The sequence below is a fragment of the Bradyrhizobium zhengyangense genome, from assembly GCF_022012435.1.
Lineage (GTDB): Bacteria > Pseudomonadota > Alphaproteobacteria > Rhizobiales > Xanthobacteraceae > Bradyrhizobium > Bradyrhizobium zhengyangense.
On the sequence record NZ_JAKLUA010000013.1, the window covers coordinates 135,008 to 150,784 of the forward strand.

16 protein-coding genes are annotated in these 15,777 nt (G+C 62.7%); 8 read left to right on the top strand and 8 right to left on the bottom strand.

The genetic code is table 11. The features are described 5' to 3' along the window. Window positions 1-927, bottom strand: coding sequence for a LysR family transcriptional regulator (locus tag L6637_RS30715; RefSeq protein ID WP_237872812.1), 927 nt, complete (start codon window positions 925-927; stop codon window positions 1-3). Between the two features lie 97 nt (window positions 928-1,024). Between L6637_RS30715 and pcaH the strand changes: the two genes are divergently transcribed. The 3 genes from pcaH (at window position 1,025) to L6637_RS30730 (ending at window position 2,997) form a co-directional block, all read left to right on the top strand. Beyond that, window positions 1,025-1,807 carry a protocatechuate 3,4-dioxygenase subunit beta gene (gene pcaH / locus L6637_RS30720; protein WP_237865379.1) on the top strand — a complete coding sequence of 261 codons (783 nt, stop codon included), beginning with the start codon at window positions 1,025-1,027 and terminating at the stop codon, window positions 1,805-1,807. Between the two features lie 4 nt (window positions 1,808-1,811). Beyond that, complete coding sequence (gene pcaG / locus L6637_RS30725; protein WP_237872814.1) at window positions 1,812-2,438, top strand: protocatechuate 3,4-dioxygenase subunit alpha; 627 nt, start codon at window positions 1,812-1,814, stop codon at window positions 2,436-2,438. A 181-nt stretch (window positions 2,439-2,619) separates the two neighbouring features. Further along, entirely contained in the window at window positions 2,620-2,997 is a 378-nt protein-coding gene (locus L6637_RS30730) for an SPW repeat protein (RefSeq protein ID WP_237872815.1), read from the top strand. A gap of 8 nt (window positions 2,998-3,005) precedes the next feature. On the opposite strand, the gene L6637_RS30735 is transcribed toward L6637_RS30730, so the two are convergent. Further along, window positions 3,006-3,911 carry a helix-turn-helix domain-containing protein gene (locus L6637_RS30735; protein WP_237872817.1) on the bottom strand — a complete coding sequence of 302 codons (906 nt, stop codon included), beginning with the start codon at window positions 3,909-3,911 and terminating at the stop codon, window positions 3,006-3,008. A 50-nt stretch (window positions 3,912-3,961) separates the two neighbouring features. Between L6637_RS30735 and pobA the strand changes: the two genes are divergently transcribed. Continuing rightward, complete coding sequence (gene pobA / locus L6637_RS30740; protein WP_237872819.1) at window positions 3,962-5,134, top strand: 4-hydroxybenzoate 3-monooxygenase; 1,173 nt, start codon at window positions 3,962-3,964, stop codon at window positions 5,132-5,134. A gap of 725 nt (window positions 5,135-5,859) precedes the next feature. Here the strand turns inward: pobA and L6637_RS30750 are convergent. From L6637_RS30750 to L6637_RS30775, 6 genes are all read right to left on the bottom strand, one after another. Then, window positions 5,860-6,876, bottom strand: coding sequence for a nucleotidyl transferase AbiEii/AbiGii toxin family protein (locus L6637_RS30750; protein ID WP_237865393.1), 1,017 nt, complete (start codon window positions 6,874-6,876; stop codon window positions 5,860-5,862). Beyond that, window positions 6,869-7,465 carry a DUF6088 family protein gene (locus L6637_RS30755; protein ID WP_237865395.1) on the bottom strand — a complete coding sequence of 199 codons (597 nt, stop codon included), beginning with the start codon at window positions 7,463-7,465 and terminating at the stop codon, window positions 6,869-6,871. Before L6637_RS30755 ends, L6637_RS30750 begins: the two co-directional genes overlap by 8 nt. Window positions 7,466-7,741: 276 nt before the next feature. Further along, the gene (locus L6637_RS30760) at window positions 7,742-7,912 is read right to left on the bottom strand and encodes a hypothetical protein (RefSeq protein WP_237872821.1); all 171 of its coding nucleotides are present in this window, start codon (window positions 7,910-7,912) and stop codon (window positions 7,742-7,744) included. A 146-nt stretch (window positions 7,913-8,058) separates the two neighbouring features. After that, window positions 8,059-10,209, bottom strand: a complete 2,151-nt coding sequence (locus L6637_RS30765; RefSeq protein WP_237865396.1) for an adenylate/guanylate cyclase domain-containing protein — start codon at window positions 10,207-10,209, stop codon at window positions 8,059-8,061. A 19-nt stretch (window positions 10,210-10,228) separates the two neighbouring features. Then, window positions 10,229-10,897, bottom strand: a complete 669-nt coding sequence (locus L6637_RS30770; protein WP_237865397.1) for a hypothetical protein — start codon at window positions 10,895-10,897, stop codon at window positions 10,229-10,231. Between the two features lie 183 nt (window positions 10,898-11,080). Then, window positions 11,081-12,220, bottom strand: coding sequence for an HD domain-containing phosphohydrolase (locus L6637_RS30775; RefSeq protein ID WP_237865398.1), 1,140 nt, complete (start codon window positions 12,218-12,220; stop codon window positions 11,081-11,083). Between the two features lie 275 nt (window positions 12,221-12,495). On the opposite strand from L6637_RS30775, the gene L6637_RS30780 reads away from it, so the two are divergent. From L6637_RS30780 to L6637_RS30795, 4 genes are read left to right on the top strand one after another with little or no spacing between them, the layout of a single operon-like run. Further along, window positions 12,496-12,819, top strand: a complete 324-nt coding sequence (locus tag L6637_RS30780; RefSeq protein ID WP_237865513.1) for an STAS domain-containing protein — start codon at window positions 12,496-12,498, stop codon at window positions 12,817-12,819. After that, window positions 12,819-13,184, top strand: coding sequence for a response regulator (locus L6637_RS30785; protein WP_128953545.1), 366 nt, complete (start codon window positions 12,819-12,821; stop codon window positions 13,182-13,184). The genes L6637_RS30780 and L6637_RS30785 overlap by 1 nt, the downstream gene beginning before the upstream one ends. Continuing rightward, window positions 13,181-15,280: a chemotaxis protein CheA gene (locus L6637_RS30790; RefSeq protein WP_237865400.1), complete on the top strand. Its 2,100-nt coding sequence runs from the start codon at window positions 13,181-13,183 to the stop codon at window positions 15,278-15,280. The genes L6637_RS30785 and L6637_RS30790 overlap by 4 nt, the downstream gene beginning before the upstream one ends. Further along, window positions 15,280-15,741 carry a chemotaxis protein CheW gene (locus tag L6637_RS30795; RefSeq protein WP_237865402.1) on the top strand — a complete coding sequence of 154 codons (462 nt, stop codon included), beginning with the start codon at window positions 15,280-15,282 and terminating at the stop codon, window positions 15,739-15,741. Before L6637_RS30790 ends, L6637_RS30795 begins: the two co-directional genes overlap by 1 nt. Window positions 15,742-15,777: the final 36 nt, after the last annotated feature.

A 15,777-nucleotide genomic window follows, 5' to 3' on the forward strand; every position in this document is an offset into this window, starting at 1 on the left:
TCAGGCAGAAACCGTCGCCGCCATGAATTCCAGTTGTGTCCTGATCCAGCGGTGCGCCGGGTCCTTCTGATAGCGCTGGTGCCAGACCATGAACATCGGCAACTCGGCCAGCGTGCGCGTGCGCGAGGCCAGAGGAATCCGCGTATGCGCGAAGCCACCCATCACGCCGGAGGCGAGCAGGCTCGGCATGCTCGCCAGCATTTGCGAGCCGCGCAGGAACGCCGGCACGCCGGAGAAGCTCGGCACCGAGATGGCGATGTCGCGGTGGAAGCCGTTCGCGGCGAGCCGGCGGTCGAAGTCGAGGCGTTCATTGTCAGTGTAAACGACAGTGATGTGACGCGCGGCGAGATAGCCGTCGCGGCTGGCCGGAGCCGCGCGCGTCGTGGCATCGTAATAGCAGACGTAATGATCGCTCAGCAGCCGCTTCTGCACGATGTCGACGCCGGATGGTGGCAGCGGCGTGATCATGAGATCGCAGCGATTTTCGCGCAGCATCGCGGGCGAGGGCGATTGCGACGGGATCACGCGCAGGTTCAGGCTCTTCACCTGCGCGGCGACGTGTCCGAAGAAGCCCGGCAGCAGCAGGTCTCGCTGGAAATCATTGGCGGCGATCGTCAGGGAAAGCTGCGCGCTCGCGGGTTCGAAGGTAACGCCGCCGGCAAAGCTGCGCATCTCGTCGATCAGCGTGCGGGCCTTCGTGGCCAGTGCCTGGGCATGGGCGGTCGCGACAATGCCGCGACCGGATTTTGCGAACAGCGGATCGCCGACGATCCGCCGCAGCTTGTTCAGCCCGTGACTGACGGCGGATTGGGTCAGGCCGAGACGCGTCGCGGCTGCTGTCACCGAACCCTCCTCCAGCACCGCGAGGAACAATTCGAGGGCGTGGCCGTCGAGGGCCAAATGATCGATTTTGTTCATGAGACTCATTATAATCGATCTATTTATCTTGAGAATAGGGGGCGGCATTATCGTTCAATAAGCCGCGCACCCGGGCTCCGGGGCGCCCAAGGGAGAGACAACGCCGATGAATGTCCAGGCGCCAGCCTTGCAGGATCCCCGCCTCAACCGCCCCGAGCCGTTCACGCCGCGCGACGGCGGCTTCTTCCAGCGCGACCGTTCGATCCATCCGCCCGCCTATGCGCCCGGCTACAAATCCTCGGTGCTGCGTTCGCCGCGCCAGTCGCTGCTGTCGATCGAGAATTCGGTCTCGGAGATCACGGGGCCGGTGTTCGGCCACAACGATCTCGGGCCGCTCGATAACGATCTGATCCGCAATTACGCAAAGGACGGCGATCCCGTCGGCGAGCGCATCGTCGTCCACGGTCGCGTGCTGGACGAGACCGGTCGCGGCGTGCCGAACACGCTGGTGGAGTTCTGGCAGGCCAATGCCGGCGGCCGCTACCGGCACAAGAAGGATACGTACCTGGCGCCAATCGATCCGAACTTCGGCGGCTGCGGCCGCGCACTGACCGACGACAACGGCTACTATTATTTCCGCACGGTGAAGCCCGGGCCGTATCCTTGGCGCAACTTCGTCAACAGCTGGCGTCCCGCCCACATCCACTTCTCGGTGTTCGGCTCCGGCTTTGCGCAGCGGCTGATCACGCAGATGTACTTTGAGGGCGATCCGCTGATCCCGATCTGCCCGATCCTTACGACGATCCCGGACAAGGACGCGCTCGACCGTCTGGTCGCACCGCTCGACCTCAATGCCTCGACACCGTTCGACTCGCTCGCCTACCGCTTCGACATCGTGCTGCGCGGGCAGCGCTCCACCTATTTCGAAAATCGTCCCGAAGGGAACTGAGCAAATGCCGCAGCCGCTCAACTATCTCAAGGAAACCGCCTCGCAGACCGCCGGGCCCTACGTCCATATTGGCCTGATCCCGGCCATGGCCGGCTTCGACATCTTCGAGAATAACTTCTCCAACGTATTGGTGACGCCGAACACACAAGGCGAGCGCATCACGCTGGAAGGCAAGGTGCTCGACGGCAGCGGCTCGCCGCTGCGCGACGTGCTGCTCGAGATCTGGCAGGCCAACGCGGCCGGCCGCTACAACCATCCGGCCGACCGCTCGGCCGGCGCTCTGGACGCAGACTTCCGCGGCTGGGGCCGCGGCGGCTCCGATTTCGAGAGCGGCCTCGTGACGTTCGAGACCATCAAGCCGGGCGCCATCACCGACAAGGCCGGGCGCAAGTGCGCGCCGCATGTCAACGTCTGGATCGTCGCGCGTGGCATCAATATCGGGCTCAACACGCGACTCTATTTCTCCGACGAGGAAGCCGCCAACGCCGCAGATCCCGTGCTCAACCTGGTCGAGCCGCAGGTGCGTCGCAAAACGCTGATCGCCACGCGCGGCGAACGCGCCGGCAAGGTCGTGTATTCCTTCACGATCAATCTGCAGGGGCCGGACGAGACCGTCTTCTTCGACGTCTGATCGATCTCATCAATGCAGTGGAGCGGCCCCATCCGACGATTGGGCCGCTTCTGTCGCTGTCCGCGAAGCCGCCGCTTCCGCTCCTGAGTGCGACAAAAGTCTAGGCCACGGGCTGCTGCCGGTCGGGAACCAAACCGCCTCCCGATCTTTGCTTCGACAGGTCCCTCGCGGAGGCTTTGCCATGAGCAAGCTGCAAGAGCGCGAAACTGTCCCCGACGTCTACAATCTTTTTCTCGCGGCCGTTCTGTTCATCTCACCATGGCTGTTCAAGCTGACCAACAGCCAGGGTAAGATTGATCTCTGGGTCACCAGCGCGATCATTGTCGTGCTCTCGCTGGCTGCCATCATTGCTTACCGGGACTGGGAGGAATGGATCAACGTGCTGATGGGCGTCTGGCTCATCGCATCGCCCTGGCTGCTCGGATTCCCGCACACGCGGGCGATGCATCTGAGCATCGGCTTCGGTATCGTCATCGTGCTTCTGGCGCTGCTCGATCTCTTCCTGCATTACGAGAAGAGGCACCCTGAGGATGCGCCGGCAGATCAGGCGCACCGATAGCGCGTGGATCAACCCTCATCGCCATGGAGCTGTGCGCGAAAGGCGCGCGGGGACAGTCCGGTGGCCGCTGCATAGACCCGGCTGAAATAGGCGGGGTCTTCGAAGCCGAGGGCGTAGGCGATCGTCGAGATCGGCAGGTTGGTATAGACGAGGTTGCGCCGCGCCTCGCGGATCAACCGGTTCAGGATCAGGTGCGAAGCGGTGTCACCGGTCGCCGCGCGCGTGACGCGGTTGAGATGGGTCGGCGTGATCGCCAGCGACTTCGCATAGTCCGCAACGGTCCAGCGCTTCAGATGATGTTGTTCGAGCAAGGCCTCGAAGCGGCGAAACAGATTTGTCTCGGCATTGCCGCTGCCGCCGCTTTCGCCCGTGAGCGCGCGTGCGACGAGCCCGATCATGGCCGCCGACAGCGCGCGCAGCACGTGGGCGCGGCCGAAATCGCGCGCAGCATGCTCGGCAAAGATCTGTTTCATGGTGGCGCGGATCTGCGGCGTGCCGCGCACAACGGCCGATCGCGACAGCACGCCGCGCAAACCCTCGGCGGCAAGCAGCGCCTCGTCCATGATCTCCGCTGCGATGGTCAGCACCCAACCCTGTGTTCCCGGAATGAAGCGGAAGCCGTGGACATGGCCGACCGGCACGTTGACGATCTGCATCGGCTTCAAGGGCACCACGCGTCCGTCGAGCGTCGCTTCGCCGCCGCCACGCTCGATCAGCAGCACCTGGTGCAACCGGGCATGCCGGTGCACGGCGAGGGTCCAGTCGTGCAGCACCGAGCGGGACGCAATCGTCTCGCAATGGACGACATCCGGCAAGTCGCCGGCTTCGCCGAGCAGGTTGTAGACCCGGATCGCCGGGGCGGGGGCTGCGGTCTTCATGTTCGAATTGTACAAGACAATGGCGAAACCCTCCATCGGTCCGGCCTGCGAAATCTGCAAAAAAGTGCCGACGGGAGGACGTAAAAATGAAAGTTCAGGTCTGCATTATCGGCGGTGGGCCGTCCGGGTTGTTGCTGTCCCAACTCCTGCACCTGAAGGGCATCGACACCGTCGTGCTGGAGAAATACAGCCGCAACCACGTGCTGGCCCGCATCCGCGCCGGCGTGCTCGAGCACGGTTTCGCCAGGCTGATGCGCGAGGCGCAATGCGGCGAGCGGATGGACCGCGAGGGCGAAATCCACAACGGATTCGAGATCGCTCATGACGGCGTGCTCTCCCATATCGATCTGCACAAGCATTCCGGCGGCAATTCGGTGCTGGTCTATGGCCAGACCGAGCTGACGCGCGATCTCTACGAGGCGCGCGACCGGCTCAGTGGCAAGGTCGTGCACAATGCCGAGGACGTGACGCCGCATGATCTGACCTCGGAGCGGCCCTACGTGACCTATCGGTCGAACGGCGAGACCGTGCGCGTCGATTGCGACTACATCGTCGGCGCCGACGGATTTCACGGCGTCAGCCGCAAATCGATCCCGAAGGATGTGCTGCGCGAATATGAGAAGGTCTACCCGTTCGGCTGGCTGGGGGTGCTGTCACGCACCAAGCCGGTGTCGCCGGAGCTGATCTATGTGAAGCACAAACGCGGTTTCGCGCTGTGCTCGCTGCGCTCTCAGGTGCTGAGCCGCTATTACGTCCAGGTGCCGCTGACCGACAAGGTCGAGGATTGGTCGGACGACGCTTTCTGGGCGGAGCTGAAGCGTCGCCTGCCGGACCATGTCGCCGCACGATTGATCACCGGTCCCTCGATCGAGAAGAGCATCGCGCCGCTCCGCAGCTTCGTCGCCGAGCCGATGAGCTATGGCCGCCTGTTCCTCGCCGGCGACGCCGCGCACATCGTGCCACCGACCGGCGCGCGCGGGCTGAACAGCGCGGCGTCCGACATCTATTATCTCTACCACGCGATGCTCGCGCATTATCAGGGCGGTGACGATTCCGGGCTGAAAGGCTATTCCGCCAAGGCGCTGGCGCGGATCTGGAGGGCGCAGCGCTTCTCGTGGTGGATGACGATGATGCTGCATCGTTTCCCCGATCGCTCCGAGTATGAAGACCGGCTCCAGCAGACCGAGCTGGAGTACCTGTTCTCGTCCGAGACGGCACAGCGATTGCTCGCGGAGAACTATGTGGGGCTGCCGTTCTAGCTTTTTCCTTTGGGAGAAGCCACGGCAAGGTGTCCCACCTTACCCGCCAGTGCCTCCGTCGGCTCCTGCGGTCGGCTTTATCAAGTTGGCTCAGATCGCGTGCGACGCTCTCCTCCAACTGGGTGCGCCGCCGCTCCATCGTTCACCCGTGTGAAGTTCTTGTCTCGGTTGTTCACCGCTTTGAACTTGCTGCCGTCGATGGTGACGCTCGACGTGGCGAGCCGGCTCCATCGATGGATCGACCAGCCTCGGCTGTCCGCGTCGTCGTGGCAATAACACCTGATCTTGTGCTTCCAATCCGCTCGCTCCCCAAGCCGCATTAAAGTCAGTGCTCCTTTGAATCTTGGTCACGCAGAGGGCGCGTGATCTGATGACCTCCTGGACCTAGGACACTGGTCGGGTGAACATTCCGCTCAAAATCGGATTGCCTACAATTGGGATCTCGGTCGTCCGGCGTTGATATCGCGCGCCATGGAAAACTGCCCTTTCAGCGTCACGAGGAACTGCCCCCTCACGGATAGGTCAGGAGAGACCGAAGGAAGCAGAAACGCAGCACTGAAGGTTGGCCGTGGAGTGATCCACGGGCAGGTGATGAAGACGCCGCACGAGGTGGCGGAGATGTTGCGCCTGAGGGTGTGCGGGGGGTGCGAAGCGGCAGCTGGAGCTATACGCGGAGCGGTCACTTCGGCTATGAGGGTGCAGAACCGGCCCTCAATCCGCAAGGACTAAGGGACGCCATTGGCGCGCCTCTCAAGTGCCGCGCACCGTTCCAGCAGCACATCGAATTCTTCCGGATCGTCCAGCAATAACCCGTCCTTGATCATATGCTGATAGTCTTGTTCGAGGACGAGCCGTGCCGCTCCTTCAGGAACCAGTCTCAACGAGCCGTTGACGGCCTTTTGATAGTCAATGACCTCGCCGCGACTGTCCTTCGCTGCGAAGAACCATGTTTTGTGTTCGGCCACCGCTTTGGCGAGGTCACGATCAGCAAGGGCAGCGTCTGCAATCTTGGCCTGGTCCAATCTCATTAGATCGTACCAATGGCGTGCGAATCGTTCGCCCCTTAGCTTGCCTTGCGCGCAGAAGACATGGATTGCGGTCGCCTTTTCCCAGAAAGTACGTTCTGCCTTCATAGTTTTCGGCCGCGCAGTCGGAAATTCCAGTCCTGGCAGGTATTCAGCCGCATCGCAGACCACGTTGTGAACGTCACTTGGCTCACCAGTGGACCTGGCACCGAATTCTAGCATTACCTTGGGGCCGACGTATCCGCTGCCTTGCTCGACGGGATCATAGGCGACAAAGAGCTTCTCGCCCTCGACTTTTAGGATTGCACTTAGTCGATCCTCGGCCAAACGCTGCTCGATTGTTGGCAAGGCATGCTCGTTGACCCAGACCGGGAGGCGCTCGTAGACGCGTTCTGTCCAGCGTTTGCCTTGGCTGCGATTTTGCGGCACCGGGTTGCTGTCAGTTGGATTCACGAGGTCGGGGGCCAGCGCGCGAATGTCATAGGTAAGATCGACGTCTTCGGAGAAGCGTCGAATCGCGCCATAGACCTTTGAGAGCGAGGTTCCTCCCTTAAATACGAGATGCTCGCCTAATGGGGAAGTAAAGAGTGCATTCAAGCACCAGACGACCCAGACATCCTTTTCGAGCAGATGCGCGGGGCGTCCCGAGTTTGATGATGCGACGCCAAGCGCATCTTGGCGCTCGGCGTCGCTGAGCTTCAAGAATTGATCAGGCATGGAGGACCAACTCACTCACCGGCTTGGCAAGCCAGGTCGGAAGCGATCCCGCCGCTGACTTAAGTTCGCGAATTTCCTCTGAAGTCAGCTTTTGGCTTACAGAACGCAAGGCTTGCTTCGCCGCGTTTGGACCGACCCAAGCAAGCGCCCGAACGACGGTCCCTGCAGGCCGATAGGCCAAGGTGAGCTGCCACCGCGGCGCATGTCGGAACTCGACAACCTGCTTTCCCAGGCGAAACTCGCGTGAGGGACCAGAGGTCAGATACACCTGACGAACTGGCACCTGCGTTGTCAAACCGAGCTGGTTTGCAGCCGCCGCACCACTGGAGACGATGATTTCGCCACTTCGAGCCTGAGCTTCCTCCACGACTTTTTTCACCGCTGGAGCTCTCTCCCCAAAACGGCTTTCGACCGGACGCAGATAGGTACCTCGCCTGGCACGCAACAGCTTTCCTCGTCTGGCAAGACGTGACAGGGCCTGATCGACAGCGGCTCGATTTCCAAGGTGCAAAAGCGCCTTGGCTGAGATCGGAACGCCTTCGGATAGCCCGTTGGTTTCTTCCAAAATCTGAATACTGAGGCTCTTCATGCCATCCTCCTGTCAGAAACATAATATAATATCTGACACTTCGCAAGACCGGATGCAAAAGCGCTCGCCTCAAATAGGACCGATTCGTACCTATGTAGTCTGTGCAGGAACCGCCGTATTCTGGCGCTCATCTCGGGGGCAAATTTCCGCCCACTTGGACGAGGCCAGTAAGTCCTACCCCCGAGGTGACCGACTCCTGGGGAGGACAGCGCCCGTTCGTAGCGACACCTGTAGCGATACGGGGTTTACGATATGGCTAGTAAGATAGGTTGCGAATTACGCGGTTTCAGCATCCGGCGATTCATCGGGATTGACTCCGCCGTTCAGGCGTTCGATCTGGACGATATCGCTATAATACCCGTACTCAGCCTCGTCCTCCGGGGGATCTCCATCCCCCCAGCAGCCCCGAATCGCCTGCTCCGTTGCAAACGGCTTCTTTTCACTCATGAAATCCTCGTGCTCCTCTAAATGCTATCCGGCCCATTCGGCCCTCGATCCCAGCTAGATGCAACGCAGAGAGGCAAAAAATTAACATATTTTTTCTGCCCCTTATTCCCACCTTGCGGGAGAAGGGTGGCGCCTGGTTCGCGGCCCTACTTCCCTTCAAGCGTATTCACCGGGGTCCAGTCGGCCGGCGGCGGATGGGCCGCTAGGGTCGCCGCGCGCTTGGCAAAATACCGGCATGGCGGATCATCGCCAGCGGCGCTTTCGAACAGCTTGGCCGCTTTGGCGAAATCACGCGCACGCCAGCACGCAAGCGCCTTCGCATAAGTCGCCGTGCGTACGCCTTGCTCCTGCGTCTCCTTGCTCTTCTCGGCGAGCGGCTCGTACACCCTGATCGGCTCGTCGCGTCCCTGCACCCGGACCAGGTCCAGCTCACGCCAAGTATAGGCGCTGCGGCTCTGGTTCACGGTAGCCTCGGACGCCATGATCACGGTGCCATAATATTTGTTGGCGCCTTCGAGCCGCGAAGCCAGGTTCACCGTGTCGCTCATGACGGTGTAGTTGAAGCGCCGGCGAGAGCCGATGTTGCCGACTACGGCTTCGCCGCTGTTCAGCCCCATGCGGTGAGCAAGGCCGCGTCCCCGGAACGCGGGATGGCTGGCGTTGAGCTCCTGGAGGCGATCGCGACATCGCAGCGCGGCCGCGACAGCGTGCCGGGCATGGTCGGGATCGTCGGCCGGCGCGCCAAATATCGCGACGATGGAATCGCCGATATATTTGTCGACATAGCCGCCATGGCTTTCGATGATGTCGGTCATCGCCGACAGATAGTCGTTCATCAATGCGACCAGCTCGCCCGGCGTCATCTTCTCGGCAATCGAAGAGAAGCCTGCCAGGTCCGAGAAAAACATGGTGACGTCACGCATTTCGCCGCCGAGCGCAGGCATCTTGCCGGACGTAACCATGCTGTCGATCACCTCGGGCGCAAGGTAGAAGGCAAAGCTCTTGCGCAGGAAGCGCTCCTCACGGTCGGCGATCACGAAGCGGTAGCCGATCATCATCGCGATGGCGGTCAGGCCTGCGAGCACCGGCTCGGTCAGGGGGAGCGCAAATGCGTGGACGAAGGCGCCGACGGCGACGGCCGTGTAGGCGGCGGACAGCGCCAGCCAGGCGATCAGGGCGCGGCCCGGCGCCAGCATGCAGGCGGCGCAAGCCAGGATCGCTGCGAAGATGATCGCCAGGAGCGAGCGCTGCGCGAAGCCGAGCTCGGTGACGGCATCATGCTCGATCAGGTTTCGCACGACCGTGGCATGGACGAAGACGCCGGCGATCCCGCTGCGGGCCATTTGCTCGGCATTCGCAGGCGCTGGCAAGGCACATCGCGATCCCCGTGTTCCGTCATAATCGCGGGCCAGGCGCATCGAGGTGAGCTTGCGGTCATCGAAGGTGAGGATGCTGCCCAGCAGCACGACCTTGCCGTCGAAGGCGCGGCGGAAGAAGTCCATGTCTCCCTTCTCGACGCAGGCGCGCAAATCGGCGAAGGAATAGGCCGGAATGTCGCGGCCCATGCCGCGAAAGTTGAGCGTCATCGTATTGGGAATTGCGCTCGGAATCGCGTAGCCCGACAAATTCGTCGCGCCACTTGCCCCGGTCTCCGGCTTTGCACCCAGCGCGCGCGAGGCGAGTTCGACGGCCATGGCAGGCACTTGCTGGCCGGCGATGGAAAAGCTCAGCGGCATCCGACGGATCACGTCATCGGGGTCGGTGTAGACATTGAGGGCGCGAACATTGTTCTTCACCGCAAGCCGCTGGGCCGGGAAGGGCGACTCGGGATGGTCGTTGCTGAGGACCTCCCCGAGCACCAGCTTGCCGCTGTCGGACAGCTTGCGCAGCGCGATCAGATAGTCGCGGTCAAATCCTTTCAGGCGCGCACCGACCGGAGCGTCGCCAAAGGGAATGTCCGATTGCTCGATCGAATTCTTGAAGATCACATCGTAGCCGATGACTTTGGCGCCGCCCTCGGTGATGCTGCCGAGCACCCGGCCGACCTCACGCGTCCAGGTCTGCGTCGGGGATCCCTTGAAAGGCGGGGTGTCGTAGGTCTCCCCGTCAATGGCCACGACGACGACCGGCGATGCCGCGGGATCGCGGCTGTCGCCGACCAGCGTCCAGCGCAACGCCGTGAGAATGTCGAGTGAGAGCCCCTTCAGCGCCTGGAGCGGTGGCGAGGTGAACGCCGCGCCCGTGACGAGCGCGATCACGATCGCTGCAACGATGTCCCGCCTGCCGATCCGCCGCATCGTTGCTGTCGCTATCGGTCTATTCGAGCCTCAGCAGACGCCCGATGATCGGCGTCGGTGACGCGGTGGCGCTGGCATCGACCTGGAAAGTGTAGCGCTTGTTGCCGAGTTTCGCGAGATAGCTGCCGCCCGGCGTCAGCGACTTTCCGGCCTTCGAGAGGTCGAAGAATTTTCCGGCGACCATGATGTTGCCCTTGAGCGGCAGGCTGATCTCGGGCTCCTTGCCGTCGGTGCGTTCGATCACCAGCGTGCTGCCGCTCTTGGCCTGGATCATCGGCGCGGTGCCGTAGATGGTCGGCAGCTTCGCCGGCGCGCGATTGGCGTCCGCTCGCATGGTGCGAAACGTGGTCGCCGCGCTCTGGTTCGCCTCGCGCTCGGAGAGCTGCACGGCGTTGGCATCGCACGGCACCTTGACGCGTTGGACATTGCCGAGTTGCACCGTGCTCTGCTCGGCGCCGACCAGCACTACGCCTTCGGTGATGGTCTCGCGCAGGCAGGATTTCAGATAGCTGAGCGTGACGCCGGCCTTGGGGCCGAGCTTGATGATCTTGCCCGGCGCCACGTAGTCCATGAATTCGATGCCGTCGACCTTGCCCTGGACGTCCTCGACGATCGCGGCCGGCGTCTCGGCGACAGCAGGGGCGGCGAGGCAAAATGCGCCGAAGAGCGCGCCGATCAGGGTTCTCATGACTGTCTCTTCCAGTTCGAACGGTGTGTGCTGACCCACGTCCCGGCGCGACCCTAGCAGGGGATGGCCCCGAGCCAAGTGTGATCAGAATCACACTTGGTTGGTGCAGCCTAGCAGGAACGGGTTCAAGCCTGTGATGACAGAAAACGGCGCCGCCGCAAACCGTGACCTGTGGACGGGATATCAGACCGCCGTAGCGGCGTCGGCCGCGCGGTCCTGCGCCGGATGGCTCCCGGTCACTCCTAATACAAAGGGTGAGAGGGCGGTCTCGGATTTCTGCAACGGCAGCGTCGTCTGCCCGGTGGCAATCCCAACCACTCCATCCCAGCGCGACAGGAAAGCCTCGACACAGGCCGGGTCGAACTGCCGCCCCGAGTTCTGGACCAGATAGTCGCGCGCGACGTCCAGCGGCATTGGCTCTTTATAGGGGCGCCGCGTGGTCAGGGCGTCAAAAACGTCGGCGACCGCAACCACGCGCGCCGGGACCGGGATCTCATCTTCCTTCAGGCCGTTTGGATAGCCGGCGCCGTCCCAGCGCTCGTGATGGCCTGCGGCAATTTGTGCGCCGAGCTGGATCAACTCGCAGCTGGAGTCGGCCAGGATCTTCTCGCCGATCGTGGCATGGGTGCGGATGACCGCCATCTCCTCGTCGGTCAGCCTGCCGGGCTTGAGCAGGATGTTGTCGGGAATCGCGACCTTGCCGACGTCGTGCAGGGGAGCCGCGAGATAGATGTCCCGGCAGAGCCGGGCCGGGAGGCCCAGCTGCTCGGCGATGATGCGGCTGTAGCGGGCGACCCGCAGCGCGTGCTCGCCGGTATCGTTGTCGCGATACTCGACTGCGAGCGCGAGCCGCAGGATGATCTCTTCCTCGCGCTCGCCGAGCTTGCGCGTTGCGGCCGCGACTTCGCTCGCCAGATGTGCAGCGCGATCGTTGAGCTTGCGTACGGCTGCACCAAGCTGAATCAAATTCCGCAGACGCACGGTCATCTCGACGCTTTGCGGTGCCTTCGGCAGGAAATCGGTTGCACCCGCCTGCAGCGCTTCCATCTTGACGTCGTCGGTCTGCCGCGACGTAATCATCGCGATCGGGATGTCGGCGCAGCCCGGCAGCGTGCGAAGCGCGCGGATGAAGCTGATGCCGTCCATGTGCGGCATCTCGTAGTCGACCAGCACGAGATCGAATGCGCGTTCGCGCGCGCAAGCCAGCGCTTCGACGGGATCGAGGAAGGTTGTGGCCTCGACGAGGCCTTCCGCTTCGATATGACGTTTCAGAAAATTGAGGACAGAGCGGCTGTCATCAACCAGAAGCGCTTGGGTCAGCATCGGCGGCCGGACTCGTTCGCATGGCGAAGCACGGCCTCAACGAATAGCCCCCGCGATTTAACGTGAAGCAAACATACGAGCTGCCTCGCCCCTGCGCGCAACGCATGAAATTTGTGCGGTGATGCACGCTTGCATGCATACGCGAGATTCTCCGGATTGTGACCCGTAGTTGTACGGGTCACTCTGTTAGGGGTTTGCATACTCTCCGACGCAGATATTCACCATGCGGGATTCGCGCCATGCGTGCAGTGAATCCTGAGGAAATTGGGGGACGAATGTCGTCTGATGCGACCGAGTCGAAGTGGTCCCTGCGGCTGCCCGCCGATTGCAGCATTGCTGCCATCCGCAGCGTTTATGACTTGATCCGCGAAGCGTTCGGTCGGCAGGACCGGCTCGAGATCGACTGCTCCAGCGTCGACAAGGCTGACGTGACCTCGATCCAGCTTCTGCTGTCGGCCGCCAAGACCGGCGATGCTCAAGGCCGCCCGGTGGTCCTGACTTCCTTTTCCCAATCTCTGCGCAACACCCTTCGCCGCGCCGGCTTCGCCAGTGAAGCGATGATCGATCAGCACTTCCCGCAAAAGAAAGATGGCGTCTAATGGCCACGATTCTCACGGTCGACGACTCTCCCAGCATCCGGCAGATGATCAAGGTCGTGCTCGAGCCGGCGGGTCACAACGTGATCGAGGCCGGTGACGGCGCGCAAGGCCTCGCCAAGGCACAGGCCGGCAAGCTCGACCTCGTCATCACCGACCTCAACATGCCCGTCATGAACGGGCTGGAGCTGATCAAGGCGCTACGCAAGCTGCCGAGCGCGGTGGGCATGCCCATCGTGTTCCTGACCACCGAATCCAATGACACGGTGAAGCAGGAGGCCAAGAGCGCCGGCGCGACGGGATGGATCACCAAGCCGTTCAAGCCTGAGCAGCTGCTCGCCGTCGTCGCAAAACTGGTGCGCGCATGAGCGCGGTGGACCCGACCGAGGTCTTCCGCCAGGAAGCCAGCGAGCTGTTCGAGGTCCTGGAAGGGGCCCTGCTCGACCTTGGCCAGCGTCCCGACGACCGCGAGCTGGTCGATTCCGCCTTCCGCGCCCTGCACACGATCAAGGGGTCGGGTGCGATGTTCGGCTTCGACAAGGTCGCTTCCTTCACCCACGAATTCGAGACCGCATTCGATCGCGTCCGCAAGGGCGAGATTAAGCCGACCCAGGAGCTGATCTCGGTCGCGCTCGCCGCGAAGGATTATATCCGCGCGCTGATCGAGGATCCGCAGTCGACCGACGACATCATCGGCGAAGCCATCCTCGACGATCTCAAGCGCTTCGTGTCGTCGGATCAGCCTGCCGCTGCGGTCGCCGAGATCGTTGAAGCGCCGCCGCTCGCGCCCGTCGAGAGCAAGCAGGCCGGCTGGCATCTCTATCTGGAATTCGAATCCCACATCCTGCGTAACGGATCGAATCCGCTCGATCTCTTGGAAGATCTCTGCAAGCTCGGTCCCTGCTTTGTGGTTCCCGTGACCGACGGCATTCCTTTCCTCGACGAGATGGAGCCGGAAGACTGCTATCTCAAATGGGACGTCAAGCTGCACGCGGCTTGCGACAAGGCTGCGATCGACGACGTCTTCATGTTCGTCTCTGACGAGATGAAGCTGACGCTCTTGCCGCTGGAGCACGTCGAAGCGCCCGCGCCAGCGCCGCTGTTCCAGCTGCTCGACGACGAGCCCGCTCCGGCCGTCGAGATGCCCGCACCGGTGGTTGAGGCTGTCGCCGCGCAGGTCGCCGTTGAGCCTGCCGCAAAGGCGGGGCCGAAACCGGTGGCAAAGCCTGAAGCGAAACTCGAATCCAAGCCGGAACCGAAGGCTGAAGCCAAGCGCGACGATCGCGGCATCGCCACGGTCCGCGTCCAGGCCGAGCGCCTCGACGAACTGATGGATCGCGTCGGCGAGCTCGTCATCGCCCAGGCGCGGCTGACCCAGCTCGCGGCCTCCGGTTCCGATCTCTCGATCAAGATGATCGCCGAGGAGATCGAGCGTCTTGCCTCGTCGCTGCGCGATACCACGATGGGCGCGCGCATGGTGCCGATCGGCTCGCTGTTCGGCCGCTTCCGCCGCCTCATCCACGATCTTTCGCGCGATCTGTCGAAGCCGGTCGAGTTCGTCACGACGGGCGAGGACACCGAGCTCGACAAGACCATGATCGAGTGCCTGGCCGATCCGCTGGTGCACCTGATCCGCAACGCCATCGACCACGGTATCGAGGACACTGCGACGCGCGCTGCCAACGGCAAGACCGAGCAGGGCCGCATCGAGCTCGCGGCCGTGCATTCCGGTGCACAGGTCCTTGTCACGGTGAAGGACAACGGCGGCGGCCTCAACACCGCGCGCATCCGCGCCAAGGCCGAAGAGCAGGGCCTGATCGCCGCCGGCGCCGTGCTCTCCGATCACGAGATCCACCAGTTCCTGTTCCATCCGGGCTTCTCGACCGCGCAGACCATCTCGGCGCTGTCAGGTCGCGGCGTCGGCATGGACGTCGTCAAGCGCACCATCGAGAACATGCGCGGCTCGATCGACCTGTCGACGCGGCCGGGCCAGGGCACCACGGTGACGCTCCGCCTGCCGCTGACGCTCGCGATCATCGAAGGCCTTTTGATCCGTGTCGGCGAAGGTCGCTACATCATTCCGCTGTCGGCGGTGGAGGAATGCATCGAGCTGACAACCGAGGACGAGCGCTCGCGCGGTCGCAACTTCCTCAATGTGCGCGGCAATCTGGTGCCCTTCCTGCGCCTGCGCGAGATCATGTCGTCGACTGGTACGCCCGATCGACACCAGAAGACGATCATCATCTCGACCGGTGAGACTCATGTCGGCCTCGTCGCCGACCAGATCATCGGCAACCACCAGACCGTCATCAAGTCGCTCTCCAAGCTGCATTCTGACGTCACCATCTTCTCCGGTGCGACCATCCTGGGTGACGGCACGGCGGCGCTGATCCTCGATGTCGCGCAGCTCGTCACGCTGGCGCAGTCGAAGGTCGAGAAGCAGCATATCAGCGAGGCGGCGTGATGACCGACGGACAGGCAGCCGAACACCAGTCAGGCGCGATGCAGGTCGTCATGATCGGCCTCGGCGAGGAGAAATTCGCGCTCGACGCCGGCCTTGTGCGCGAGATCATCGACCCCGTGCCCGTGACCAAGGTGGCCGGCGCGCGGGCTTTCGTTCCCAGCGTGATCAACGTGCGCGGCAACGTCATTCCGCTTGCGGATTTGCGCATCCGTTTTGGCATGCCCCAGCTCGACGATTCCGCTGATACGCGCATCGTCGTCATCGAGCTCGATCTCGACGGTGAGCCTGTTCTCGTCGGCGTCACCGCCGACAAGGTCTACGAAGTCACGGAGATCTCGCAGACCGACGTGCAGCAGACGCCGCGCGTCGGCATGCACTGGAAGCCTGAGTTCATTCGCTTCATTGCGAAATGGCGTGAAGAGTTCGTCATCGTTCCGAACATGGAACGCATTCTGAATTGAAAGGGTCTCGGGGCGAGACCGGGTTTAAGGGGCTGA

Coding starts and splice junctions, on each gene's coding strand:
- L6637_RS30715 (WP_237872812.1), bottom strand. CDS start 927: ATGAGTCTCATGAACAAAATCGATCATTTGGCCCTCGACGGCCACGCC.
- pcaH (WP_237865379.1), top strand. CDS start 1,025: ATGAATGTCCAGGCGCCAGCCTTGCAGGATCCCCGCCTCAACCGCCCC.
- pcaG (WP_237872814.1), top strand. CDS start 1,812: ATGCCGCAGCCGCTCAACTATCTCAAGGAAACCGCCTCGCAGACCGCC.
- L6637_RS30730 (WP_237872815.1), top strand. CDS start 2,620: ATGAGCAAGCTGCAAGAGCGCGAAACTGTCCCCGACGTCTACAATCTT.
- L6637_RS30735 (WP_237872817.1), bottom strand. CDS start 3,911: ATGGAGGGTTTCGCCATTGTCTTGTACAATTCGAACATGAAGACCGCA.
- pobA (WP_237872819.1), top strand. CDS start 3,962: ATGAAAGTTCAGGTCTGCATTATCGGCGGTGGGCCGTCCGGGTTGTTG.
- L6637_RS30750 (WP_237865393.1), bottom strand. CDS start 6,876: ATGCCTGATCAATTCTTGAAGCTCAGCGACGCCGAGCGCCAAGATGCG.
- L6637_RS30755 (WP_237865395.1), bottom strand. CDS start 7,465: ATGAAGAGCCTCAGTATTCAGATTTTGGAAGAAACCAACGGGCTATCC.
- L6637_RS30760 (WP_237872821.1), bottom strand. CDS start 7,912: ATGAGTGAAAAGAAGCCGTTTGCAACGGAGCAGGCGATTCGGGGCTGC.
- L6637_RS30765 (WP_237865396.1), bottom strand. CDS start 10,209: ATGCGGCGGATCGGCAGGCGGGACATCGTTGCAGCGATCGTGATCGCG.
- L6637_RS30770 (WP_237865397.1), bottom strand. CDS start 10,897: ATGAGAACCCTGATCGGCGCGCTCTTCGGCGCATTTTGCCTCGCCGCC.
- L6637_RS30775 (WP_237865398.1), bottom strand. CDS start 12,220: ATGCTGACCCAAGCGCTTCTGGTTGATGACAGCCGCTCTGTCCTCAAT.
- L6637_RS30780 (WP_237865513.1), top strand. CDS start 12,496: ATGTCGTCTGATGCGACCGAGTCGAAGTGGTCCCTGCGGCTGCCCGCC.
- L6637_RS30785 (WP_128953545.1), top strand. CDS start 12,819: ATGGCCACGATTCTCACGGTCGACGACTCTCCCAGCATCCGGCAGATG.
- L6637_RS30790 (WP_237865400.1), top strand. CDS start 13,181: ATGAGCGCGGTGGACCCGACCGAGGTCTTCCGCCAGGAAGCCAGCGAG.
- L6637_RS30795 (WP_237865402.1), top strand. CDS start 15,280: ATGACCGACGGACAGGCAGCCGAACACCAGTCAGGCGCGATGCAGGTC.